Below are 26768 nucleotides of genomic sequence, written 5' to 3' on the forward strand. Positions count from 1 at the left end.
GCTAACTGCCCTGCATGCAAAAATCAATTTTATACTTCCTCGGCGACGGGCCGGGCTATCTGCGGAGCGGGAATGACGGCGATAGTGATCACGGTCGCCAGCACCAGCGCGACGGACATCAGGATGTACGATGCGTTGAAATTCCCCGTTTCGCTATTGAGATAACCCACCAGGTAAGAGCCTGCAAATGAGCCTAATGCACCCAGGCTATTGATAAGCCCGATGGCCCCGCCAATCACATTTTTGGGCAGGATTTCGGCGATGGCCGCAAAGAAAGGGCCGTACGGCGTATATAATGCGCCGCCAGCCACCACCAGCAAGGCATAAGCCACCCAAAACTGCTCTGTACCGATCCACACGGCCCCGTACAGGCACACGGCCGCCACCAGCAGAAACGGCCAGACGAAGATTTTACGGTTACCTGTTTTGTCCGAAAAATAGGAAGCCGCCAGCATCCCGATCACCGCGAGCACGTAAGGCACCGACGAAAGCCAGCCTGTGGTGACCATATCCATATTGGGTGCCGCTTTGATGATCGACGGCAGCCACATAACAAACCCGTAAACGCCCACGCTCCACAGCAGGTATTGCAGGCAAAGCAAAATCACTTTGGTGGATTTGAAAGCCTCCGCATAGTTTTTGACGGGTTTAATGCCCGCTTGCTCCGCTTTCAGCTTTTCCTCCACGGCAAGTTTTTCCTCGTGTGTGAGCCAATCGGCGTCCATCGGCCGCTCGTCGATGAGTTTCCACCAGATAAATGCCCAAAGGATGCCCGGAAGCCCCTGGATGATGAACATCCAGCGCCAGCCCATCGAGTCGATGAGGTAGCCCGAGAGCACCGACATCCACAATACCGTCACCGGATTGCCCAAAATCAGGAATGTATTCGCCCGCGAGCGTTCCTCTTTGGTAAACCATTGGCTGAGCAATATCAGCATGGCGGGCATCACGGCGCTTTCCACGACGCCAAGCATGAACCGGATGACGATCAGCACGGTGGTATCGTTCACCATGCCCGTAGCCGCCGCGAGGCCTCCCCAGAGGATCAACGATATGAATATCAGCTTCTTGGCGGTGCGGGTAGCCGCATAATGCGCGCCGGGAATCTGAAAAAAGAAGTAACCCAGGAAGAAGAGCGAACTCAGCAGCGTGGAAGTGTTGGGCGTGATGCGCAGGTCTTCGGCCATTCCGCCCGCCACGGCGAAACCGAAATTGGCCCTGTCGAGATACGCGAGGCTATATGTGACAAATACAACGGGAATAATCCGGTACCAGCGTACCTGTGCGAGTTGGGGCTTCATGCGAGGTTCAGGAATTGATATGGAGTTAAAACGCAGATGCGCGGCGGTTCTACCATTGTGCAAGAAAAATGCCTTGAATGGCTACCGTTGCGCTTCCGCCTGCTGCTGCACCACCGTCAGCAGCTCGTTGAGGTTAAACCGCGACGTGTTGTTCGCCGCCGCGTAGCGCACGTAGGGCAATGCTTCGCCGGGCTTGTCCATTTTCAGGAGTATTACAAAAAGCATTCGTGCGCGCTCGAAGCTGTTTTCCATTCTGAATGCTTTCGAGAGGTAATTGACCGCCTGCGCGTTGAGGCCGCTGGCGATGCTCAGTTTGGCGGCATTGTCGAAAGACACGGGATTCAGGGGATCGTCCAGCGCCAGGGCTTCGGCCACGCGGAGCATACCCGTCGTATCGTGCCGGGCGGCGTAATGTGTGTGCAGGCGTGCCATGGCGTCGCGCCAGGTGATTTGCTTTACTACCAAGGCCCCGGCCAGCGTTTCTTCCTCGGTTTTCGCGCGCTTTTCCTCCGCAGGCATGGGTATGTTGAACGGCCAGCCTTCTTTCAGGATCATCATTTCATATTCCCCTTTCAGCGAATCCACCAATGTAATGGGCATTTGTTTTTGCAAAACATCGAAGGGCATTTCATACGCAGGCGCAGGCAGGAGCGCGGTTTTTCGAAGAGATTGGTAAAATGCCTCTGATAGCAATGCATATCCCTGCAAATTCGGGTGAACGTGTTCCAGCAATGTTTCTTTACCCAAAATCCCTCCTTCCGAGTGCTTTTCGAACAGGTCTCGCGCATTCACGAGCGTCACGCCCTTGTACGTCCGTGCGATTTCATCCAGGATGGGATTGAATGCCTCGGGCGCCCGGAAACGCAATGCGTCCAGGTCCTTGGCTCGGGTTAATTCACGTTTTGCGGCAGCGTAATTTCCTTTTTGGTACAAATCAATACCGGATTTGAAATGCTCATCCGCGGATGTTTCCTGCTTATCATTCAGGCTGATGAATGGTTTCAGGTCCTTCTCATTACTTACCAGGTTCCCGATCAGCAGCGGCACTCCCTTCGCGCCGGCGGCATCCGCGAGCTCGTTCATATTTGCCTTAAATTGGTCTATACCAGCATGATATTCATCTGAGCCAAACGCAATTTGCTGATCGGCTGCCATTCGTTTCATGAGGTTTTCGCGCAAATCGAGCCTTTCTCCGGATAGGAGGGCTGCGGTTTTGTCGGTGAACGAGGCTATGAGCTGGGTCGATCGCCAACCGCGCAAATGCATTAGCAGGCGGGCCAGCGTGCGGCTGTGCCCGATGCCCTGCGTGGAGGCTACGCCCATTGCACCATAATACTCGTTGTGGCCCGTGTACACCAGCACGGCGTCCGGCTCGTAGTCGAGCACGGCTTTGCCGAAATCGAGCACGGTGTAAGAATTTACAGCCGTGAGCGAGAGGTTAATGACTTCAAAATCACGTTCGGGATAGCTTTGCGACAGCCTGTATTGCAGCCAGCGGTGAAACGAGCCGTTATTCATATAGGGATAGCCGATGGTCGTCGACTCGCCGAGCACGAACATGCGGAAAGTCCCCGGCGCTTTTCGGGCGGCAAATGGCTCCGCATTCCCGTAAGTCGCATTTTTTTGGTTGGCAAAATAACGCTTCGAGGCATGCTGATTCAGCACGAGATAACCTTTCCGGGACGGATCTTCGGTAAACACCGCCAGATCATGACCATAACCGAACAACCGCAATGCCCCTTCCAGCACCAGCAGTACCAGAAAGGGCATGAACATGGCAATGACTTTAAAAACAGACTGTCGCTTCATCGAAAAGTGGTTACACGCCTACGGCCGGATGCTCGTTCCGTCAAATTTACGAACCTGCCAGTTGGATTTGCTGGTAATCGGATATTTAGCCGCTTCTTTTTCATCAATATCCACACCCAGTCCGGGCACTTCGTTCACCGACATGTACCCGTCCTTCATCGTAGGACACCCTTTGAAAATCGCCTGCGTTTTCTCATTAAAGCTCACAGCCTCCTGGATACCGAAGTTCCATACCGCGAGATCAATGTGCGCGTGCGCCGCGTGGCCCACCGGCGAAACGTCACCCGGACCGTGCCAGGCCGTTTTTACATTGAACCACTCCCCTAGCCGCGCCACTTTCATGGCCGGCGTAATGCCGCCGATCTGCGACACGTGGCAGCGGATGTAGTCGAACCACTGGTTGGTCATCGGGTCGCGGAACTCGTTCACATTGTTGAACAGCTCGCCCATCGCAATGGGCACCGTCGTGCTTTGGCGCAACTGGCGGAACCAACCCATGTTTTCGGGCGAAAACGGGTCTTCGATGAAGAATGGCCGGTAATCCTCCAATGCGCGGATCATATTGATGGCGTCCATCGGCTGCACTCGTTCATGAATGTCGTGCAGCAGCTCGATCTCCTCGCCGCAGCGCTTCCGCACCGCTTCAAAAAGCTTGGGTACCGATTTCAGGTACGCCCGCTCATTCATAAAATTATCGGTGGCCCCTCCAAACCCGGCCGCTTTAAAGTCGGGCTTCTGCTCGGTGGCGCCTACCGCGCCATAGCCGCCCTGCTGGATGCGGATGTACTTGAAGCCGCGGTCCATAATGCGCTGCACATCGTCGGCCACGGCCTCGGGCGTGGTACCATTGGCGTGGGTATAGCATGGTATCGCGAAGCGCGCTTTACCGCCAAGCAGCTGGTACACAGGCATTCCGGCACGCTTGCCCTTGATGTCCCAAAGCGCTTCGTCCAGCCCGCTTAATGCATTGTTCAGCACCGGGCCATTGCGCCAGTAGGAGCTCACGTAGGTGGAATGCCACATGTCTTCGATATTGTCGACGTCCTTTCCGACGCAGAATTCATTGAGGTAAGTGTCAATGGCCGTCACCACTGCAAATGCCCGCTGGGTGAATGTTGCACAGCCGAGGCCGTAGAGGCCTGGCTCGGTGGTTTCCACCTTCACCACGATGAGGTTGGAGCCCTGGGGTGCGGTGGCAATGGCTTTCACGCTCTTGATTTTCACGGGCGCCATGCCTTTTGTGTAGGCGGGTTGCGTGTAATTTGCCTGCGCATGCGCACGATCAGCCGAGCCCAGCAGGCCGAGCAGCCCCGCAGCCGATCCGGCTCCCAGCATTTTCAGGGCATCACGACGATTTTGTTGGGGCTCAAAGGGATGGTTATTCATAGTTTTCTGGATTAGGAATGGTATAAATTTGGTTCAGGGCAGGGCGAATGCGATGTATTTACCTCCGGCTTTATGGCCGTTTTTGGCACCTCCGGCGGCGATCACCACGTACTGCTTCCCATTCACCATGTAGGTGGCCGGGGTTGCAAAGCCGCCTGCGGGCAGTTGGTATTCCCAAACGGTTTTGCCGGTTTTACGATCGAATGCGCGGATTTTCTCGTCTTTGGTGCCTGCAATGAATACCAGGCCGCCGGCTGTCACGATCGGGCCGCCGTAGTTTTCGGTGCCTGTAATGGGAACGCCTTTTTTGGTCAGCTCGGGGAATTCGCCGAGCGGGACGCGCCAGAGGTATTCGCCGGTGTTGAGGTCGATGGCGTTGAGCGTGCCCCAGGGTGGCTTAATAGCCGGGTAACCGTCCGGGTCGAAGAAGCGCGTCCAACCATTATTAATGTAAGGCGGAATGTAGGGAAACACCGATTGCGCTTCCGCAGGCGCTTCGCTGGCACTGTGCTCCTCCGCGCCGGGAGTTTTAGAAGGTGTATTCAAAAGAAAACCCACCAGCTCGTCGCGATCCTTGTCGGAAATGTGCTGAAATGACGGCATTCGTCCCCGACCGGTTTTGATAATGCTGCCGATTTCTTCTTTCGACATCCGGCTACCGACCTGCACAAGGCTCGGGTACTCCTGCCCGCTGCCCTGGCGGTCGGCGCGGTGGCAGGCGGCGCAATTGCGCATGTACACAGCCTGGCCGGGCGATGCGGCGGTCTGGCTGGTTCCCGGCTTTCCGGCAGATGGTCTGCGTTGGTAGTCCATCATTTTCAGGTCCCACACCATTTCGTTGGCGTTTTGGTACAAAATGCCTTCCGGGTCGGCCGCGTTACCGCCCCATTCGGCACCGCCGCCGATGCCCAGGTACAGGCTGCCTTCCTTGCTGGGCGGCATGTATTTATTGCCGGAGCGGGTTTGTTTGAATTTTTCCAAAACAAATGCATGCGCTTCGGGCGTGCGGTCGGTGATTTCGCTTTCGGTGAAATTCTGGCGTGCGAATGGCGCCGGCCTGATCGGGAATGGCTGCGTGGGCCAGGGATGTTCGCCGGGCAGGTGGTAGTCGGTCAATGCGGGGCGTTCTTCTACCGGGAACAACGGCTTGCCGGTGTCGCGGTCGAGCAGGAACAGCAGGCCGTCTTTGGTAGCCTGTGCTACGGCGTCGATTTTGCGGGGTTTGCCGTTGCTGCCTTTGTGGGTGACGGTGAGCAGGTTGGGCTGGCAGGAAATGTCCCTGTCCCAAAGATCGTGGTGCACGGTTTGGTAGTACCAGTTCATCTTGCCCTTCTCTGCATTGAGCGAAATCACGCAATTGGCATACAAATTCTTCCCTTCCCGGTCCGCGCCGTAAAAATCGACCGACGGCGAACCGGTACCGAAATACACGGCGCCGCGCTTTTCGTCGAGCACCATTCCGGCCCAGTTGTTGGCACCGCCAATGCGTTTCCAGGCATCTTTCGGCCAGGTATCGTGGCCGGGTTCGCCGGGTTCGGGCACGGTGTGAAAGGTCCATTTGAGTTTTCCGGTGCGCACATCGAATGCACGAATGTGCCCCGGTGCGGCATCGCCGTACTCGGATACCCGCGAGCCGATCACGAGCATATCCTTATAAATCACGCCCGGCGAGGTCGCGTCCACGGATAGTTTGTCATTATCCCGTCCGGGCCGGCCGGTCACTCCTGCACTCAGGTCCACCCGACCGCCATCGCCGAAGCGCTGCACGAGCTTTCCAGTGGCCGCATCGACGGCACAAAGGTGGTTCCCGGCGGTGTATAGGATTCTTTTATCCCTGCCATCTTCCCAAAACATTACACCCCTGTTGGCATGAAACCGCGGCGTGCCCCCGGCAAACGGATCGAAACGCCACAACTCCTCACCGGTGTCGGCTTTCAGGGCAAAAAGGCTCAGATACGGCGTGGTGCCATACAGCACGCCGTTCACGATGATCGGCTGGCACTGGATTTCCATCGGGCGCCGCCGCGCGGGCGACCCTGAAGCAGGCGCCCCTGCGGCAGGCGATCCTGCGGCAGGCGCCCCTGCGGCAGGCGTCACTTCGGCAAGTTTCGCGGCGTCGTACTCCCAGGCCACCCGGAGCTGGCTTACATTGCTGAGGTTAATCTGCGTCAATGGCGAATAGCGGTTCCCGGCCTTGTTGCCGCCGTAGGCGATCCAGTCGGCATTCCGGTCGTCGGTTTGCAGGCCGTTGAATGCGACCAGGGCTGTCAGTATCACGGGAACCGCCACCAAGCGCAAGGATCGCCCCGGCGGACCGACTTTTTTGTGTTGGTTCGAATGCATTAAATGAAGGTTGGGTTTAGGAAAATCTGATTAGATGTCAGTCTGAGCGAACGGGCGGGCCCGTTCGCTCAGACTGACATCGTCAATATCCCGGATTTTGCCGCATGTTTACGTTGGCGGTGATTTCGTTGATCGGGATCGGCTGAGCGTAATCGGTCGGGTCCCATTGAATGGCCCCGCCGCGAATCCGCTGATAGTAAGCCGCTTCCTTGTCACCGATTTGCCAGCGGCGGACGTCGAGCCACCAGTGTCCTTCGGCGAAGAGCTCGGCCCAGCGCTCGTATTTGAGCGGGTCGTTTTTCAGGACGGCGTCCGTGGCCTTGGTCTGGTCGGTGAGACTTTTGTAATCCATTGCGGAAGGCGTGTTCACCGGTAAGCCGTACGCGCGCCGTTTGACCTTATTAATGTATTCCAATGCACCCGCATTATCACCTGATTTAGCGAGTGTTTCCGCATACAGCAGGTACACGTCGGCCAGCCTCAGCCACGGGAAGTTGGCACCATTCGACATGTTGATCTCCGCTTCCGTTCCGTTCGGGTTTGTGAATTTCCGGAAGCTCCACGCCTCCATATCCAGCTCGGTTATGTCGAGATAATGCGAGATCGGGCGTTTTCGGCCATTTACCACCATCGAGTCCACGTAAGGCTGATAGCAAGCCACCCACAGGCGCGGGTCTACGGTTTGCTTCTTTTTCGCTTCAAGGGAACGGGTGATGTAGGCAGGGTCCACATTGGCGATGTTCGCACTGGTGGTGCCGGGTTTGAAATAATGCCCTTCATTGAAGCCGAAACGCGCGATGTTTTTGGCATGCGGGAACACATTGGACCAGGCCGAAGCCGCCTGCCCGCCATTGTCGTTCACATAGGTAGGCGCGATCACCATCCCGATGCTCGATCCCATCGACTGGTCGTCGCCCCCGCGCGCGGTCATGTCCACGTTCAGGTTCAGTTCAAAAAGGGATTCGGAAGTAAACTCATTTTTACCATTGAACATATCCTTGTACACATCAAACGACACGAGCGACTTGCCGCTGTTGTTCACCACATCGGCCAGGTAGGTTTTCGCATTTGCCCAATCGGCCTGATAGGTGTACACTTTTCCCAAAAACCCTTTCACCGCCCAGCCCGACACTTTGTGCTTGTCGGTAGCGCCGGTCCAGTTGGTGTTTTTGAGAAGGCCTTCGGCTGCTTTGAGGTCGGCGATGATGAAATCCCAGCCTTCCTTTACGGTCTTGCGTGGCACCTGCGTTTCATCGAGGCCCGACGCCACTTCGGTGATGATCGGCACGCCCATTTTAGCACCGTCCGTGGCCGCATTGAAGCCCTCACCCCAGAACGACACGAGGTGGAAATAGTACCACGCGCGCAGGAACAGCGCCTGTCCTTTGATCACGTCAATGGTCGCCGCGTCGTTCGGCGCTTTCTGGCGGTAGGTTTCAATGCCGGCCAGCAAAGTATTGCTGCGCTGCACGCCGCGCCATAGTTCGCGCCAGGTGTCGTACAGGAAGCTGTCGTTGGGCTGCGAATTGTTCTGGCCCATCTGAATCCAGGTGGGTGTTCCCTGCCAGCTCAAATCAAGCGTGTGGTCCCAAAGCCAGAGATTTTTGCCAAGCATGGTGTGCCCGTAGAGGCCCGTGGCGTGCTGCGTGCCGTACACGCCGGTGAGCAGCTGTTCTAGTTCAGCTACCGTGGACGGGTATTGCGAAGGTGCCAATGCGCCCGGGTTTTCGACATTGACGAAATCGTCGCTGCACGAAAGCAGGCCCGTGAGCGTGAAAATCAGGAGAAATCGGTGTAGTATTTTCATAGCCTTGCCAGCTGTTTAATTCGGTTAGAAATTCAGATCGATACCCATGGAAACGAGCCGCGTGCGCGGGTACGAGTAAATCGTGTCGAGCCCGCGGGCGGTGGTGCCATTGCGGCCCAGCACTTCCGGATCGAGGCCCGAGTAGCCCGTAAATGTGAGCAGGTTCTGAGCCTGGAAGTAAATGCGCAGGCCGCTCATTTTCCATTGTTTCACCAATGCCGACGGCAATGTGTAGCCTACTTGCAGGTTGCGCAGTTTCAGGAACGAACCGTTTTCCACCACAAAGGACGAAATACGGGTATAGTTCGAGTTCGGGTCGCGGACGTAGTTGCCCGAAGCGTCCGTCGTGCCCACACGCGGCTGGTCGGTAAGGCCGTTTCCGTTGAAGAACGAGGTTTTGAAAATGTCGTTAGTCGTGTTATAGTCGCCGACGAAGAACTGGGTGTAATATTTGTTTCCATTAAAAACATCCACACCCTGCACACCCTGGAACATCGCCTGTACGTCAATGCCTTTCCAGCCGAGATTGAGCGAAAGACCGTAGGTGATCTTCGGCCACGGATTGCCAATGTACGTTTTGTCGTCGATCGTAATGCGGCCGTCGCCATTCACATCGCGGAATTTGAGGTCGCCCGCGCCGGTGCCCGAGTTCTGGAAAAACACGCCGGCAGTAGGCCTGCCCGCCGCAGCAGCAGCTTCCTGGGCGCTCTGGTTCAAAGTGGCTACTTCGGAGTCGGTTTGGAAAATGCCTTCTACAATGTACCCGAAGAACTGGCTCAGCGGCTTGCCTGCCTGCGTGCGGGTAACTGTGCTTTCGAGGTAATCTCCCGCTGCGCCGTCGTTGATCGGGTTGTTGTTGGTCCCGCTCAGCTGTTTCACGAGGTTTTTGTTAAATGCCGCATTGGCGCTCACAGCGTAGGTAAAATCCTTCACCTTACCCCGGTAATCGACCGCCAGTTCGAGCCCTTTGTTGCTCATCTGGCCGATATTGGTGTACACACTCGACCCGTAGAACCCTGCCGAAACCGGCACGGGCACCTGGTAAATCATGTCCTGCGTCTGGCGGCTGTACCAGTCGGCGGTGATATTCAATGCATTTCTGAACAAACCAATGTCGATACCGATGTCGGTCTGGTTCACCTGCTCCCATTTGATATTCTGGTTGGTGAGCTGGGCGGTGAGCGCGTAGCCTTTCGAGCGGTCGCCGTTGGGCAGGCCGTGAATGTTGGTACCGCCGCTGCCGCCGTACGACGCCTGGTAGGTGTATTGCGGAATGCTGCTGGTGCTGCCGAGCTTACCGTAGCTCGCACGCACTTTCAGGTTGGAAACCTGCGAAAAGTTGTCCCGCACGAATGCTTCCTCGCTCAGCTTCCATCCCACCGAGAACGACGGGAACACGCCCCATTTGTTGGCCGGGCCGAAGCGGTCGGAGCCGTCGCGGCGGACGTTGGCGGTGAACAGGTATTTGTCGGCAAATGTATAGTTGATCCGCCCAAACTGCGAGAGCAGGCGCGTTTGCGGGAATTCGCCGCCGCTGGCCCGGTAAGTGCTTGGATTGGTGGTCATGCCCAGGTTGTAGGTGATCACCTGAAAACCCTGCGCCTCTCCGCGCAAATTGCTCAGATCCGACTGGTAAGCCTCATAACCCGCCATGGCCTTGATCTCGTGGCGACCGAATGCTTTATTATAGGTCAGCACGAAGTTCGCCGTCAGGTTGCGCGAGTTGTTCAGGTCGCGGCTCAGGAATGCATTCACGTTTTTAAGTGTACCAAAATCAAATGCTTCGGTAAACTTATAGTTCGCGCCGCTGTAAATGGACGCGCCGAACGTGGAGCGGAAATTCAGCCCTTTTACGATCTCCCAATCCAGGTAAACATTGCCTTCCAGTGCATACTGGATGTTTTTGGCGTGGTTGATATACTCGTTACCCACGAGGTTCGGGCCTGTAAAGAACGTCCCGGTTTTTGCCCAGCCGCCTACGGGGTTCGTCGGGTCGTACACGGGGATCAGTGGCGCCGAGCGGAACGGGAATGTGCTCGTTTGCACCGGGTTATTGCCTGTACGCCAGCCATACAGCGTCTCGCCCACTTTCAGGCGATTGTTGATTTTGAAATCCGCATTGGAACGGATACCGTAGCGCTCAAACCAGTTGTCGATAATGGTACCGCCCTCGCGCTGGTAGTTGGCCGAGAGGTAATAGTTGGTTTTGGCCGTCGCGCCCGAGAGCGAAAGTGAATAGCTCTGGTCGCTGCCGTTGCGGTAAATCTGGTCCACCCAGTCGTTGTCAGGCAATGTATTTGGGTCGCCCCAGCCGCTGGTATTCACGCCCGAAGCCGACTTAGCCTTGATATAATCGGGCGTGTTGAGCATCGAATACAGGTTAACCGGCTGGCGCACACCATAATAGGCATTGAAATTGATATTCATCTTGTCGGAACCGGCTACGCCGCGCTTGGTCGTCACCAGCACCACGCCGCCCGCAGCCTGCGCGCCGTAAATAGCCGCGGCGCTCGCATCTTTCAGTACTTCAATGGATTCCACATCCTGCAAGTTGAAATTGTTACCGGCCGACATGCGGATACCATCCACAATGTACAGCGGCGACATTCCGCCAATGGACCCCACGCCCCGGATCACAATGTCCGACGAGCCGCCGGGCGCACCGTCGTTGCGCGTTACCTGCACGCCCGCCGCACGCCCCTGCAATGCCTCGTTCACGCTGCGTACGGGCAGGTTTTTGATTTCTTCCGACTTCACTGACGACACCGAGCCCGTCAGGTCCGAGCGCTTTTGCGTGCCATAACCTACCACCACTACTTCTTCCAAAGCCTTGTTATCGACCCGCAATGTGACGTCAATCTGGCTGCGGCGGCCTACGATCACTTCCTGCGACAAAAAGCCGACGAAAGAGAATGTGAGCACTGCGTCGGCGTCTGTAATGTCGATATTGAAAACGCCCTGCTCGTTGGTGGACGTCCCGCGCTGGGTGCCTTTCTGGATCACGTTCACACCTGCGAGCGGCTCGCCTTTTTCGTCGGTAACCTTACCGGTAACGCTGATGTCGAAGATCGTTTGCAGGTCGACCTTCTTGCGCATCAGCTCCGTCATCCGCTCCCTCAAAACCGGGTCGGAGTTGAAGGAAAACGGCTCTTTTATGCTCGCCTCTTCCTTCGGCTTTCGGGCCGGTTCGCGTTTTTTCTTGACGATAATAGTCTTGTCTACAATGTTGTAGGTCAATGGCTGACCCGAGAAGCAGGCGTCGAGCACCTCTTTCAGCGGCGCGTTGGTCACGTTGATATCGACCTTTTCCGCCTGTTCGAGCATACCGAGGTCGCAAATGAAGAGATAGCCCGTCTGTTTCCTCACGGTTTTGAGCACTTCCAGTAACGTTGCATCCTTCTTTTTGATCGATACCTGCTGGGCGAACGTGTTTTCGGCCAGCACCTGCAATGTACCAATCAGGAATATCAACACGGTTAATTTCATCGTCAGGAGGACTTTGCCAAAGTCGGTTCGGTGTTTTATGGCGTAAGCTTCCCACAAAGAACGGATTAATATATACGCTCTCCATAGGACAGTTTTGCCCTTGTATACAAATTTCATAGTTTTGTATGCCTGGTTAAAAGTGAATGAATCGTTGTCCAATGATCTCAGAACTGATCAGGTCGGGCCGGGTGCGGTCGCAACGCATCCGGTCTTTTTCCTCATCGTCCTTTTCCGTAAGCTGCTCAGGATGAATTCAGAAGGCTCATGTGTCAGGGGTCGGGTTTAAATTGAAGGTAATCAATCTGCATTTTTCACGGTAATTTTTCTGTCATCGATCCGGAACTGGATTCCGCCGGTCATTTCGAGCATTTTCAGCACTTCCGACACGTTGTTTTTGCGCGAGATCGTCCCGGCAAACGACTTCTTCTCCACGTCGCCTTCATATTTTACATCGAGATCGTACCAGCGCGAAATCTGCCGCATGATCTCCCGGATATTGCCGTTGAACTCGAAACGCCCCTCTTTCCAGGCTACAACACTCTCGGTATCAACCGTTTTCACAGCGATGTCGCTTTTCTCGCCCGTGGCTACCCGCGCTTGCTGGCCCGGTGTGAGCACTTTGGTCACCGCGTCCTTCTCCACCCGCACCGAACCTTCGAGCAGAGTGGTTTGCATGGTCGGTTCATCGCCGTACGAACTGATATTGAAATGGGTCCCCAAAACAGTGATTTCCATATCCTTCCCTTTCGCATTCTTGTCGGCGACCCGCACCAGAAACGGCCGGCTTTTATCAGGTTCTATTTCAAAATACACCTCGCCGGTCATTTCCACATCCCGCCGGTTACCTTGAAAAGCCGTCGGGTATTTCAGGCTCGAACCGGCATTGAGCCAGGCGCGCGAGCCGTCTGGCAGCACGATTTTGTATTGCCCGCCGAGGGGCGTTTTAAGCACGTTATACGCCACAGCGCCGCCATTGGCCGTATTTTCATAAATCACTTCCCCTTTCGATTTGTCGATCGTCGTCCCCGGCTGCACCGCAAGATTGCCTTCTGTAATCGTGTTCAGATCATACGTGCGGCCGTCGGCGAGGGTGAGGCTTGCTTTGTTGCCGCCCGCAGGCGCATCGTCGCCGTACACGCTTTGCAGTACAGCCACCTGCGGCACGGGCTTCGCGCGGTTGAGCCAGCGGTAGCCGCCGTAAACTAGGAACAGCACCACCGAAGCCGCTGCGAGCTTGAAAAGCCACATCGGGCGGGTCCGCGTTTCGTCTTCATGGGCACGGGGCTCTTCGATCACATTCCGCTCGCCCGTAGCCGAAAAAATGGAACTGAGAATGTCGTCAGCCGTTTCGTCGGATAATGTGTGCTTTGATCCGTCGCTGCGCATGAACTGGTCGATGAGCCCGTTGATCTGCTCGCGGTGATCGTCCGAAAGCAGCATGGCCATGAGCTCTTCCCGCTCTTCGTCGGTTATTATTTTCTCACAATACCGGAAAAACAAGTCGTCCAGTCGTTGGTTTCGCATAAATAGTCAGGATTACGGACGGCTTTTACCGACCTTCACCCGTAAAGACATTTGCGGGACGATTTCGGGGGACAATGAGACGAAAAAAAGTTTAAAAATTAATTTACCAGGAAAAACAGCAGCCAGGAAATGGAAATTTCGAGCTTCAATTTGCTGTACGCACGGATGTGGCGCAATGCGCGTGCGAGATGGGTTTTCACGGTTTCCGAAGAGATACGGAGCTTTTTCGCGATTTCCTCGCGTTTGAGTTCCTGCTCCTTGCTCATGAGGTAAACCTGTTTTTGCTGTGCAGGCAGCAATTCTACCGCCTGATGCACAATCTCCGCAATTTCGAGGTCCAGAATGCGGTTGTAAGTCGTGTTTTCGGCAACGGGCAGTTCAAGTTGCAGGTCATCGACGAGCTGCTGCTGCCGCGCCATTCTTTTGAGGGCCGAAAACACGTGGTTGCGGGTCATAATGAAGAGATAGTCCTCAAAACCGGCGATTTCAAGTAATGTCTCCCTTTTGACCCATAATTTCAAAAACACATCCTGCACCACTTCTTCGGCCAGGAAACTGGAATGCGTAAGCCGGAATGCGGCGGAATAGACCTTATCGCGGTACCAATGAAACAGCGTGGCAAAAGCCCTCTCGCTGCCGGCTGCAATCTCAGTCAGCAACTCCGTCTCATTATGTGTCGCGTTTATCTTCAAAGGAATACATACCAGATTCGCACAAATGTAATATCAAAACGGAATCAAATAGGAAAATATGGTTATTAAATGTTTTTAAAAAGGGAATAGGGGGAGGAAAGGGAAAAAATTCACTTCCCCTTCCTCCCTTTTCCTCCCTACTTCAAAATCGCCCTCATCTTCCGATAAATCTCCGTATTCTCGTACACGCCACGGAAATCCAGGGAATGGGGACCGTAGGCGAAAACGGGGACCATAATGCCCGTGTGGTCGCCGGTGCTGAACTGGCCGTCCACGTAGCCGGTTTTCAGATTGCCGTCCAGAAGCGTGAGGCCGCCGGTTTCGTGGTCGGCAGTGACGATCACGAGCGTTTCGCCGTTCGAGTCGGCGAAGCGCAGGGCCTCTCCTACCAGTTTGTCAAAATCAAGCATTTCGGTCACTACGTAAGGCACTATGTTCGCGTGGCCGCCGTAATCCACCTGCGCGCCTTCGGCCATCATGAAAAAGCCCTTCTGGTTCGATTGCAGGGATTGAAGTGCTTTTTGAAACGAATCTTTCAGGAAATCGCCGCGGCCTTTGAGCATTGACACCGTGTGCTTATCGTCGAGCAAAACGAATGGCGCTTTCATGCTCGCCAGGTCGTTCCAATTGTCCGACACTCCAAATCCGCGTGCTTTCAGTGAATCGGCAGTTTTGGTTTTGGCGAAATGGCTGTAACCGCCGCCGATGAGCACATCCACGGGCTCTTTGAGGTAATCCGTCGCGATTTCGTCCATTTGGCTGCGCTCGGGGCGGTGGGCGTAGAATGCGGCCGGTGTGGCGTCGGTAATGTCACCGGCGGAAATCAGCGCCGACTTGCGGCCGGTGGCCTTCACTTCACGGATAATGGACGGCACGGCCACCAGGTTGGAATCGACGCCGATGGCGCGGTTGCGGGTTTTGTTGCCCGTGGCGAAGGCGGTCGCGCCTGCCGCCGAGTCGGTAATGTAGTTGTCCGAAGAGGCCGTTTTGGAAAAACCGATATTGAGGAATTTGCCGAGGTTGAGTTCGCCGCGGTTGGCGGTGAGGCCGGAGTGAATCTGCGCGAGCCCCATTCCATCGCCGATGAGCAGGATGATGTTCTTCACCTTGCCCAGCGCATCATTGTTTTTGTAGGTGGGCTGGTAGGGCTTGTAAAACTCCCTGGACTGGTATTCGGCGTTCTTGCGGCCGCTGAGAAATGTGCCCAGCTCGGCCACGTGGTCGGTGTTAATGTAGTCGGCGCCGAGGTTCATGAGCACTTTCCATGCATTGATGTTGTCGGGGCTTGCCCAGAAACGGAACGGCTTGCCCATCGCGTGCGCTTGCGAGATCGCGTCCACGAGCGCTTTGCGGTCCTTTTCAACCGGGATGCCCTTTCCGTTCCATTGCGAATATTTGTGGAAGTCCTGGCTGATCATCCCCAGGCGCGCGGCCTGCCCGGAGGTATAGCTCACACCCGGACGACCGTCAAAGAATATAAATGCCGGATATTGTTCAAATTCCGCCGGCGGGGGCGTGTTGCCGCTCAGCACCACCTTCACCGAGCCTTTCGGGGCCAGCAGCGCTTCATGCGGCGCCAGGGCTTTTACCAATGCCGGCAGGGTCGCTTTGTAAGTAGTTTTCAGGTCGATCAACAGCGTCATTACGCGCCTTTTATCCTTGTAAATGCTCCCCTGGTTTTTGCTGATCTGCTTGATGATTTGCTGCAAATACAGCTTGTCGAAAGTGCGGTCGGCGCTGATGTCGCGGGAATCGTGTGCGACGTAAAGCGTGTCGTTACGGAAATGCACATCGGCTTCAACCGAGCCGAACTGGTGCTCGTGGGCGAGCGTGAATGGCGCCGCCTGCATGTAATCATTATGCGAATGCGCCCGCGAAAGCGGGTTTTCGGAATTGTGTTGAGCGGAAACAGCCCAGGGCAAAAGGGCAAAAAGTGAAATCGAGAGTTTTGAAAAAGCATTCATGAATCAATGTCCCCGGCGGTTTGAATAGCTGATTGAACCGGGAATGGCGGCAAATATGCGTTGAAAAGGCATTCCCCCACGCGGAAATGCCTTTTTCATAACAATTATTTAAAACCGCCTACGACTGGACCAGCACCGGAAAATTCTCCACCGTTTCGTGAATGCTTTTCCGAAACTGGAAGGGCGTGAGGCCTGTAAACTCTTTGAAATTGCGGATAAAATGGGATTGGTCGGCGTATTCCTGCTCGAAGGCAATGTCGGACAGCTTGTCGTACGACTGCCTGCGGAGCTGGTTAAGCGAGGCCTGGAAACGGCAGATCCTTCCAAAAAGCATGGGCGATAACCCTATTCCCTCCTGAAAGCGCCTTTCGAGCGTGCGCTCCGATACCCGCAACTCGTGCCGCAGTTCCTTCATCGAAATATTGCCGTGCGATTGGATAATGCGCTGCAATGCATGGCGCGTGGCGGTTTGCAGGTGGTGATCGTTGCGGCAAATCTGCGCCCAAAGGCATTCAGAGAGGATATTTGCCTTGGTATCCACATCGGAAGCGCCGTCCAGCCGTTCCATCAGATGCTGGCCATTGAAAAACAGGTCCAGGTCCAGGCAATCGTTCGTGAGCTCGTTGGAATCCATCCCGAAAATCGATTTCAGCGCATGCGGATAAAAGTATACCCCGATGGTGCTGAACGTGGCCGGCGACACGATGCGGGTGTGGGCGGTCGATTGTCCGTACAGGAACACCGACGATAATTGCTTCCCTTCCTGAAACGAAGCCCCCGGAGATTGCTGGAAAATGATGCCCGGAGAACCGTCGGCGATGGTCACGAAATGGATTTGCTCGTCGGGCCTGCCCGTGCTTTCGAGCGCCCAGTAATACCGGACGTAGTCTCGTAAATGCGGCGGCGGCAGGATCTGATGGTATTTCATGGCTAATGATGAATAAGGCAAGTTACCTATTTTTTCAAAACAATTCTTTCAGATATTGCTGAACCCCAAGCGGTTTGCGTCCCAGGAAGCCTTCGAGCGAATGATGCGTTTTTTCAAATTCGCCTGCGCGGATGCTGTCGGCCATGCTGGCATAAAACCCGGCCTCATCCTCGCCCAGCCCGAAACCGAGCAGTCCTTTACGGTAATCTTCCGGCGAAATATCGGTGTGCGCGGCGTCGTGGTAGCCTGCTATATCTTTTAATGTTAATGCAATGTCCGCAAAACTGAATGTCTCCGCGCCGGTAATATCGAACGTCGCGTTGTTGAAAGTCGGGCCGGTGAGCACATTGGACAGCGCCTCGGCAATGTCCTTCCGCGACGCGAAACTCACGCGCCCGCTGCCCGACGGGTAAAAGATCCGGCCGTCGCCCATGGCTTCGCCGATAAACAGCGGGATCGTTTCATGGTACATGCTGTTGCGGAACAAGACGTAACGCATGCCGCTCTGCCGGATCAGTTCCTCGGTATTGCGGCAAATATGCGCTGCGTGAAAATGGGCCGATTCGTGGGGGAACAGCGTGCTGGTGTAAGCGATTTCTTTCACTCCGCAGCGCACGGCGGCCTGCACCACGCGCGTTTCCTGCGCCATTGCCCGGACGCCCGTGGCCGAAGCGGAGATCTGCAACAGCCTGTGCACGCCTTTCAGCGCCTTCTCCAACGACTGCTGATCTTCATAATCTGCCGTGCGGATATGGATTCCCGAACCGATGTATTCGCTGAGCTTACCTGCATCACGCACAATGGCGACGATGTTGCCCGGTAATGTTTTTTTCAAAAGGAATGCGAGTGTGGCTTTTCCAAGGTTTCCGTTTGCTCCTGTGATGGCTATCATTGTTTGTCTGTTTTAGTTTAAGACAAAACTAGAAGCTCCCCTACCCTCAAAATAGAACAAATCCGTCATGTGCGATTTTTTCGGCCGCGGCCACACATTTTCAATTTTTTTGCCAAAATCTTTTTTTCTTAACCTAGGTTAATGTTTCCCGTTTCGGCCGCGTCTAGTTTTGTCCTATCAAATCAATCACAACCGAACGAAACAAATATTCAATCACAAAAACCTTTTTAGATCATGGAAACGCTGCATATCATCGACCCCGCCAACGACCCTGCTATTTTTGAAGATGTTAAAACCTTCCTCAACGCGCTGAATTCCGGCGGCGGCACGCCATTGGAACAACTCTCGCCCGCTGATGCCCGTAATGTGCTCGTAGGCGCACAAAATTCGGTGGAAGTGGATCTGTCGGGTGTGGAAACGAGTGAAAAAACCATTACACAGGACGGCATTACGGTTAAACTCGACATTGTGAAACCCGAAGGTGCCACCGGCAAACTCCCCGTGTTCATATTCATTCACGGCGGCGGCTGGGTGCTCGGCGACTTCCCTACCCACCAACGCATTGTCCGCGACCTGGTGGTTTACTCCGGCGCAGCAGCTGTTTTTGTCAATTACACCCCGTCACCCGAAGCCCAATATCCGACGGCGATCAACGAAATTTACGCCGCTACCAAATGGGTGGCCGCACATGGCGAAGAAATTAATGTGGATGGCAGCAGGCTGGTCGTCGCGGGCAATAGCGTCGGTGGCGACATGGCCGCCGTAACCGCCCTAAAAGCGAAAGACGACAATGGCCCGGAAATCAAATTGCAGGTGCTGCTCTGGCCCGTTACCGACGCCAATTTCGAAACCACATCCTACAACCAGTTCGCCGAAGGCCGCTTCCTGACCAAAAACATGATGAAATGGTTTTGGGATAACTACACCACCGACCCCGAAGAACGGAAACATCGCTACGCATCGCCATTGCAAGCTACCACTGAACAGTTGCAGGGACTTCCCCCAGCCCTGGTCCAAACTGCCGAAAATGACGTCCTGCGCGACGAAGGCGAGGCTTATGCTCGCAAACTGGAAGCTGCGGGCGTAAAAACCACGCTCGTGAGATACCAGGGACTGATCCACGATTACGGCCTGCTGAACCCGCTGGCAAACGTTCCGGCGGTGCAGGGCGCATTGCTCCAAGCCGGTGCCGCCATCCGCGAAGCTTTGAAATAAACTCTTATATATACTACTACACGGAAACGGGTTGCGCGCAAGTGTAACCCGTTTTTTATATTCTCCAATCCTATAAATCACATTATCAATTCATTATAAATTTCTGATAAAAAATAAAATAAAAACGTGAACAATTTCCGTCTTTTTCCGTGTCTGGTTGAATGTAAGCGGTTAAATTGCCGCACCTATATCCTTACAGTGATTCTAATGACGCAGAGACAAATCGGGGCAATCGCCGTCTTTTCCGGCTATTTGCTGCTGGCCATAGCGGTTTACCGCTGGCAACTTTTCACACACTTCACATGGACCGTGCTACTTTTCAAGGCATTCGTCCCGCTGGCGTTCGTCGTTTTCTGCTGGTCGGTTACCCGGCTGCTGAAATGGCCTTTCTGGACGGCGCTGCTGCTGCCTGTTTTAATGGAAACCGCCGCCTATTTCTACATCCGGCATACGATTGAGGTCAACGAGCGAGCCGAACGCCAGGAAGTGGGTGTGCTGGGCAAATGGATCAACTACCGGGATGTGATCCAGTTTAACCGGAATTTTGCGAGCTATTCGCCCGATCTGGGATATGTGCTCCGGCCCGGCAGCGAAGGCGTGCATTCCAGTTTGGAATATAGTAATGAATTCAAAATCAACAGCTTCGGCGTCCGCGACGACGAACCCTCGCTTAATAATCCTAAACTCGTCTTCCTAGGCGACTCGTTCACCATGGGCTGGGGCGTGGATGAAAACCAGACATACGCCGACCTGACCGGCCGGAAACTGGGCGTAAAAACGCTGAATGCAGGCATTTCATCCTACGCCACGTTCCGCGAAATGCTGCTTTTTTCAAAGATCAAACGGGATTCCTGCCAACTGGTGGTACTGCAATACTGCGATAATGACCTTGAAGAAAACCAGGCCCGCAACGAGCCCGCCAACCAGGGCCAGCTGCTTACGCCCGAAACATTTGCGAACACCGCCATATTCAACCAAATCAACGAAACCTACTATCCGATGCGCTTTACTTACTTTTTCGTGCGCGAAAAGGATCTGCTGAAACGGATCTGGACGAGTCCAATATCGGCATTCGGCGAAATCGGGGGAGGATTATCGGCCTGGTTTGGTGGCCGGAAGTTGAACGTGGTCACGCCGCAGAAGATCAAAACAGCGGAGGAAACAGCGAAGCATACGGAGTACTTTTTCAAATCACTCGCCAAAATCCGCCGGTTTTACCAGGGCAATATCGTGGTGCTGCACCTCGATGGCCGGTACACACGCCCCGAACTGATCCGCGCATTCGAAGCGGAGGCGCAGAAAACCGGCGACGGGCATTTGTATTTTCTTCACACTGACGAACTGCTGAAAGCGCCTGATTACTACCCCGTCGATGGCCATATCAATGCATCGGGCCATGCGAAAATCGCCAATGCATTGGCTGCGCTGGTTCAGGAAAAAGCATTGCTCACACGCTGAGAGGCTATCGGTTTACGCATCTTTTTTTTTTAAGTCTAAAAACGAATTGATTTATAACTTAACTTGTAACCGATCATAGACTTTATTCAATAACCCCTCATATCCATGAGACAATTTCTACCATTTCTTGCCTCATTGCTACTGCTGTTTGCCTGCGAAAAAGAGGAAAAAGATACGCCGCAACCCGAAGACCCGAACTGGTACGTGCTCCGCGCCCCCGACAACCGGGAAATCAAGGCCGTGCACGGGAACATCGACGATACGCTGGTAATCACCACCGGTTTCAAGATATTTGTCACCACCGACCAGGGCAAAACCTGGCAGGCAAGCAACTACGACGGAGGCGTCGGCCTTTTCGCATTCATAAAAAGTGAGGACACATTGTTTGCCATGGAAGGACAGCGGGGCAGTTTCACGACGCGCGACAATGCATTCGGCATTCAACCCTACTGGTGCAGCCTCGACAATGGCCTTACCTGGGCGCGAGCGCGCGGCAGTATGGCCAAAGACGGCTGGCAGGTGCCGATTAATTATGCATATTCCGGCAACGGGATCAAGTTCGGTATCGACATGATCCAGACGGCCGAAGGTTACCTCCAAACGATCGGGATCAAATCCGAAAGCGGCACCAGGTTGACGCTGCCCGCGGATCATCAACTGATCAGCATTAGTTTCGACCGAACGTCGCGGTTGTACGTGACAGGTTCGGCGCCGCTCTGCGGGCAAGGTGTGACATTCGAATATTGCGACGACAAAATCAGAAGCGGAACGTTGTATGTTTCCCGCAAGCCAATTTTGTACTGAAAAGTATTGCATTAAAAAGCTTTCTACTGAAACGAAAATGCCATCACATGAACTCGTGTGATGGCATTTCGCGTGATAACGCTTACAGGCTACTCGATTTTCGTCAGCGGCGGCACGTTTCTGTTCGCGCCGTCGTAGCCAATGTTCTGGTTGATCACGCCTTTGGTGTTGGCGGTGATCACGAGTGAAGGGATCGGCCACAGGGCATGGAACGGCGCCATATTTGCCGTGTTGCCGAGTAGCTGGATCTTCTTTTCGTAGGTATTGTTATACTTCATCACCCGGTCGAAGTAGAAATTCTTCTCGCTGAAATTGGTCAGGCTGTAACCGTTCAAACCGGCTTTGGCCATGATGTAGGAAATCCGTACCAACTCCGAATGCCGGGGTTCTTCGGCGAAAAGCTCCCGCGCACGCTCGTGCAGCAGGAAATCGACGGTCACTTCCCCTGCCGACACCGGCATTGCTTTGGCGCGCTGGCGCACTTTATTGATATCGTCGGCAGCGAGGCCGAGCTGGTTTTTCCAAAGGTAGGCTTCCGCACGCAGGAGGTAGGTTTCGGCTAGCCTGAAAATATACCAGTCGCCATTACCGCCCATCGGTACCGCCTTGGGATCGTCCTGCGGATTGTACATAATGTAATGCGGCATCGCATATACGTGCTTGAAGGTATCCACCTGCGCGGCCAGGAATTTGGTATTGATTGGTTTGCCGAAATCCACCGACGCGGGATTGTTGTATTTCAGCTCATGAATGTCCACCCAGTTGATATCCGCGCGCCGCAAATCGGGCGTGTTGCGCCAGGTAGCGCCCTTGTACGACCAGATATCATATTGATAATAACCTGTAAGTCTGATATTTGCATTGCCTCTTCCCAATGAATCATACATCGGCCCGCTCGCTACCATGCCCGGCTTGCCCTGGCTGTCGAGCACCTGCGGCTGGAACCACTGGCAGTTGTAGAGTCGCATGGTGTACAATCCTACCGACCGTGCGGCGGGGGGCGCTTCGTACCGGTCGATCGCCGCTAGGATGGTTTCGGTGTTTTGCGTAATGCTGAAATTCTTGGGCCGGTGCAGGTCCCACATGAGGTTACGGTTGCCCTTCGCGGCATCGATGCCGAATCGCTGGGTCATGAGCGCGTAAGGGCCATTGATCACCTTCGTCGCGGCTTCGATCGCCTTGTCGAATTCCAGGTTTGCCAGATAGATTTTCGTCAGCAAATGATTGGCGGCGCCTTTGGTGATTACCCCCGGCTTGGCCGTGGCCGGCAGCCATTCGGCGGCGAACTCTACATCCGTTCTGATCTTTTCCAGGATTGTCCAGCGGCTATGCGTCTGAAAATCGAGCTTCGCTTCCTGGATTTCACCACTCAGAAACGGCACATCGCCATACGAATTCACGAGGCGGTAATACCAGTAAGCCCGGTGCCATAGCGCCTCGCCCAGAATGGCGTTGCGCTCCTGGTCCGATGCCCATTTAATGTCATCAATCCTGCTAATGAGCACATTACAGTTTTTGATGGAAGAATAAATCACCGTAAACATCGTCAGGAAGCGGTAATACTGATCGGTGTTCGGCGTGAGGTTGTAGAAATCGAGCTGCGACCACGGCGATGCCAGATCCGACGCGGCAAATTCCATTGTGAGGTTGGGCATTGTGCCGGTACTCTCGTTTTTGAGGTCTTTGCGCATGGTAATCAGCAGCGCTTCCATGCCGGCCTTGTCCACAAACACATTCTCCGGACTGAAAAACGACAGCGGCTCGGGTTTCAGCCAGTCTTTATCGCACGCCGACTGGCTGAGCAGCAGCGTAAAAAGGATGAGGTATTTAAATAGCTTCATAATGCAAGGTGAATGGCGGTTTTACAATGACAGGTTGAAGCCAACCGTGAAGTTTTTCGGCATTGGCAAGTTATTGCCTTCGGTATCCCAGGCCTCGGGGTCCCAGCCTGGCCACCGGGTGAATGTGAGCAGGTTGCGGGCAGATGCGAAAACACGCACACTGCTCACTTTCAGCTTCCTGGAAAGTTCAGAAGGTAGCGAATAGCCTACATTCACGTCCTGAACGCGGAGGAACGAAAGTTTTTTATAAACCTTGATCCCCCCGCCGAACACGTTCGTGTTGGTGTTCAGCCGCGCATAATCGTTGGTCGGGTTTTCGGGTGTCCAGTAGGGAAAATCGTTTGTATTCCGGCGGTCGTACGTATCGGCACCGCCCGTGCGCAAACCTTCCGCAAACGGTGCCATATGCCCGAGTTCGCTCCTGAGGAATACGCTGGCTGTCAGGTTTTTGAAGAATGTAAACTCGTTCCGCAAACCGATCCGGAAACGCGGTTGCCGGTAGCCGATAAATTGCTTGTCGATCAACGCCTCGTATTTGCCGTTTCCATCCACATCCACTGCCTTGAAATCGCCGGGCTGCAATTTGTATACCGCCGCCGCGTCCTTTTCAGCCGTCTGCCAGATGCCCGTCACATTGTAGTTCCAAACCCGGTCGATGGGCTGGCCGGGGAACCATTCGTTGGAATAGTCGGGCAGCTCCCTCGTCACGGTTTTACCATCCACGGTTTCTTCCTTGTAATCGCCGAATAACCGCTTGATTTTGTTTCGGTTAAATGAAAATACCAGTCCGCTGCGCCATGAGAAATTGGGCCGCTCGGTATTCACCGTGTTGATGGTCATTTCAAAACCCTTGTTCCCGAGCAGCCCCAGGTTGGTGGTAATGTCCTTAAAACCCGTGATTTCGGGCAGGAGCCGCCTCATGAGCAGGTCGGTGGTGGTCATATCGTAATATTCCACGCTCAGGTCGATCCGGTTTTTAAGCAGGCTCAGGTCCATACCCAGGTTGATCGACTTCGTCTTTTCCCAAACCAGGTTCGGATTGGCCAGCGAGGTGTTGTACACGCCCACCTGCACATTGGTACCGTCGTAGTACATGGCCGAAAGCAGCTGCGCCAGGGCCGAATAAGCACCGATATCCCGGTTACCATTCACACCCCACGACAAGCGAAGTTTCATCTGGCTCACAAAATCAAGCTGAAAAAACTTCTCTTCCGATATTTTCCAGGCAATGGCTGCTGCGGGAAAAACGGCGCGCGGCTGCTTGGTACCGAATGCAGAGAAGCCATCGCGGCGAACGGAGGCGGTAATCAGATACTTGTCGAGCAGCGTGTAGTTGAGGCGGGCCATGGCTGCGTCGCCGGTGATTTGCGTATCATTGGTTTCCATGGCGGGATTTGTTCCGTACTGCATGCCGTGGAAGCCCAGGTTGCCATTGGGTACAAAGCCCTGGTTGGCGATCCTGGAATACCATCCGCGGTTGCGCTCGGCGCTGTACAGTAGGGTGACGTCGAACTGGTGAATCCCGAATTGCTTGTTCCAATGCAGGAGGTTGTCCAGGATGTACTCATACGCGGATGCGTCCGCCCGCGTCCCGTACCCGCCCGAGCGCGTGGAGCCACCGTCAATCGTGCTGGGGGACCAATAGTTATAGTCCTTCGACGTCTCATAACGCGGTTGAAAACTTATTTTGTAGTCAAATCCGAACGGGAGCTTGATTTTACCATACAGCGAAGCAAAAAGCGTATTCACTTTCTTCATCCGGTCCTGACCAAAATAGTTGATCAGCGGGTTGGCCACTGCGAAACTGTTGGGAAACCACATCACATCTCCGTTTTCTTCAAACATCGAACCATAGGGGCTCATGATGTACATTTGGCCAAGCGACGCGGCTACGGTACTCTCGTCTCGGTCGGCGAACTGCGTGTTCACGCCCACATTGAGCCAGTCGGTGACCTTGAAATCCACATTCAGGCGCGAGCGGATCGTCGAAAACTTATCGCCGCGCAGCACGCCCTCATTGTTTTGATATCCCAATGACCAGTAATAGGTCACATTCTGCGATCCGCCGCCGATGCTGACATCGTAATTCTGCCGTAAGCCGGTGCGGATCACCTCTTTGTACCAATCCACGGTTTTGCCCGCGAGGTAGTTTTCAGTTTCGATCGGGAAGAAGCGCAGGCGGCTGAGCCATTCCTGGGTATTGTCCGTTTGCGGGTTGTTACTTGCGGTGCGCCACTGTTCGAGGCTCACACCAGCCGGTAGCGTACCCGGGTTATCGTAGTAAAAAGATGGCCGGTCGGGGTTAGTCGCCCGGAGCAGGTCCCGGCGGAAGCTCAGGTAACCGTCTTTATCGAACGGCTTGAATTCGTTCGTAGTTTGCGCCGTGCCCACGTTCGCCGACACGTTGATCACCGGCTTGCCGGTAGCACCCTTTTTGGTCGTGATCAGGATCACGCCCCCGGCCGCGCGCGCACCGAACACCGCCGCCGAGCTGGCGTCTTTGAGAATATCCATCGTTTCAATGTCCGCCGGGTTGATATCGGCAATGCTTCCGTTGAAAATCACCCCGTCCATTACCACCATCGGGCTCGAATTGGCCGTGAGCGATTTCGGGCCGCGGATTTGCAGCGAGCTCCCGCCAGCCGCCGATGTGGCCTGGTTCGCATTGAAACCCGCTACCGTTCCCGTAAGCATGTCGGTGAGCTGCGTCATCGGCTGATTTTTGAAGGTTTTAGAATCAATGCGGATCACGGCGCCGGTGAGGTCGCTTTTTTTCATTGTTCCATAACCAACCACCACCAGCTCGTCGAGGGCATTGGTGCTCGGCTGCAAAGCAATTTCGATCACCGACTGATTACCCACCGGCACTTCTTTCATCACATAACCGACATAACTGAATGTAAGCACGTCGGAAGCCGCCGCCTGCACGGCATAGTGGCCATCGGCATCGGTGGTGGTGCCGCGCTGCGTTCCTTTTACCACGACGGTCACGCCGGGCAGGCCCTGTTTGGTGAGGCTGTCGGTAATCACACCGGTAACGTCCTTTGGATTCTGGGCGTGCAGCCACAGCGGGGCGAGCCATGCCAAAACGACGAGAATACGGGCCCATGGATGGGTGGGTAATTTTACATGCATAAAGTTGTTGGTTAGGAATTGAAAATGAATTTCCCGAGGGCGAGGCCAAAAAATCCGGGCACGGCAAATCTTGCTTCGCAATGCGGCTGCGAAGATGATTTGGATGCATTATCCGCATCCGGCAGTATTTAATTTTGGCTTATGGCAATGTTACAAGGATTTTGATAGGTATCCATGCACAAC

The 26768-nt window shown here is 54.6% G+C and carries 16 protein-coding genes; 3 read left to right on the top strand and 13 right to left on the bottom strand.

Annotation, left to right across the window (positions count from 1 at the left end; translation table 11 throughout):
- Window positions 1-29: 29 nt before the first annotated feature.
- From DFER_RS06785 to DFER_RS06835, 11 genes are all read right to left on the bottom strand, one after another.
- Window positions 30-1301: an MFS transporter gene (locus DFER_RS06785; RefSeq protein ID WP_015810876.1), complete on the bottom strand. Its 1272-nt coding sequence runs from the start codon at window positions 1299-1301 to the stop codon at window positions 30-32.
- 81 nt (window positions 1302-1382) lie between these two features.
- Window positions 1383-3110: an SGNH/GDSL hydrolase family protein gene (locus DFER_RS06790; RefSeq protein ID WP_015810877.1), complete on the bottom strand. Its 1728-nt coding sequence runs from the start codon at window positions 3108-3110 to the stop codon at window positions 1383-1385.
- Window positions 3111-3128: 18 nt separating this feature from the next.
- The gene (locus DFER_RS06795) at window positions 3129-4496 is read right to left on the bottom strand and encodes an enolase C-terminal domain-like protein (RefSeq protein WP_041734780.1); all 1368 of its coding nucleotides are present in this window, start codon (window positions 4494-4496) and stop codon (window positions 3129-3131) included.
- 33 nt (window positions 4497-4529) lie between these two features.
- Window positions 4530-6839, bottom strand: coding sequence for an outer membrane protein assembly factor BamB family protein (locus tag DFER_RS06800; protein ID WP_015810879.1), 2310 nt, complete (start codon window positions 6837-6839; stop codon window positions 4530-4532).
- An 82-nt stretch (window positions 6840-6921) separates the two neighbouring features.
- Window positions 6922-8646 carry a RagB/SusD family nutrient uptake outer membrane protein gene (locus tag DFER_RS06805; RefSeq protein ID WP_015810880.1) on the bottom strand — a complete coding sequence of 575 codons (1725 nt, stop codon included), beginning with the start codon at window positions 8644-8646 and terminating at the stop codon, window positions 6922-6924.
- 24 nt (window positions 8647-8670) lie between these two features.
- Window positions 8671-12132 carry a TonB-dependent receptor gene (locus DFER_RS06810; protein ID WP_041736018.1) on the bottom strand — a complete coding sequence of 1154 codons (3462 nt, stop codon included), beginning with the start codon at window positions 12130-12132 and terminating at the stop codon, window positions 8671-8673.
- Between the two features lie 297 nt (window positions 12133-12429).
- Window positions 12430-13656 (bottom strand): FecR family protein, encoded by a 1227-nt coding sequence (locus DFER_RS06815; protein WP_015810882.1) that lies wholly within the window; start codon window positions 13654-13656, stop codon window positions 12430-12432.
- A 98-nt stretch (window positions 13657-13754) separates the two neighbouring features.
- Window positions 13755-14348: an RNA polymerase sigma factor gene (locus DFER_RS06820; RefSeq protein ID WP_015810883.1), complete on the bottom strand. Its 594-nt coding sequence runs from the start codon at window positions 14346-14348 to the stop codon at window positions 13755-13757.
- A gap of 137 nt (window positions 14349-14485) precedes the next feature.
- Window positions 14486-16312 carry an alkaline phosphatase gene (locus tag DFER_RS06825; protein ID WP_015810884.1) on the bottom strand — a complete coding sequence of 609 codons (1827 nt, stop codon included), beginning with the start codon at window positions 16310-16312 and terminating at the stop codon, window positions 14486-14488.
- 118 nt (window positions 16313-16430) lie between these two features.
- Complete coding sequence (locus DFER_RS06830) at window positions 16431-17240, bottom strand: AraC family transcriptional regulator (protein WP_015810885.1); 810 nt, start codon at window positions 17238-17240, stop codon at window positions 16431-16433.
- 34 nt (window positions 17241-17274) lie between these two features.
- Window positions 17275-18132, bottom strand: coding sequence for an NAD(P)H-binding protein (locus DFER_RS06835; RefSeq protein ID WP_015810886.1), 858 nt, complete (start codon window positions 18130-18132; stop codon window positions 17275-17277).
- Window positions 18133-18366: 234 nt separating this feature from the next.
- Here DFER_RS06835 and DFER_RS06840 point away from each other — a divergent pair, with 234 nt between their 5' ends.
- The 3 genes from DFER_RS06840 (at window position 18367) to DFER_RS06850 (ending at window position 21609) form a co-directional block, all read left to right on the top strand.
- On the top strand, window positions 18367-19347 hold the full coding sequence (locus DFER_RS06840; protein ID WP_015810887.1) for an alpha/beta hydrolase: 981 nt from the start codon (window positions 18367-18369) through the stop codon (window positions 19345-19347).
- Between the two features lie 207 nt (window positions 19348-19554).
- Window positions 19555-20805, top strand: a complete 1251-nt coding sequence (locus DFER_RS06845; RefSeq protein WP_015810888.1) for an SGNH/GDSL hydrolase family protein — start codon at window positions 19555-19557, stop codon at window positions 20803-20805.
- 105 nt (window positions 20806-20910) lie between these two features.
- The gene (locus DFER_RS06850) at window positions 20911-21609 is read left to right on the top strand and encodes a hypothetical protein (protein WP_015810889.1); all 699 of its coding nucleotides are present in this window, start codon (window positions 20911-20913) and stop codon (window positions 21607-21609) included.
- Between the two features lie 89 nt (window positions 21610-21698).
- On the opposite strand, the gene DFER_RS06855 is transcribed toward DFER_RS06850, so the two are convergent.
- Both DFER_RS06855 and DFER_RS06860 read right to left on the bottom strand, forming a co-directional pair.
- The gene (locus tag DFER_RS06855; protein ID WP_015810890.1) at window positions 21699-23450 is read right to left on the bottom strand and encodes a RagB/SusD family nutrient uptake outer membrane protein; all 1752 of its coding nucleotides are present in this window, start codon (window positions 23448-23450) and stop codon (window positions 21699-21701) included.
- 21 nt (window positions 23451-23471) lie between these two features.
- Window positions 23472-26585, bottom strand: coding sequence for a SusC/RagA family TonB-linked outer membrane protein (locus DFER_RS06860; RefSeq protein WP_015810891.1), 3114 nt, complete (start codon window positions 26583-26585; stop codon window positions 23472-23474).
- Between the last annotated feature and the right edge of the window lie 183 nt (window positions 26586-26768).

The sequence above is a fragment of the Dyadobacter fermentans DSM 18053 genome (genome assembly GCF_000023125.1).
Classification (GTDB): Bacteria; Bacteroidota; Bacteroidia; order Cytophagales; family Spirosomataceae; genus Dyadobacter; species Dyadobacter fermentans.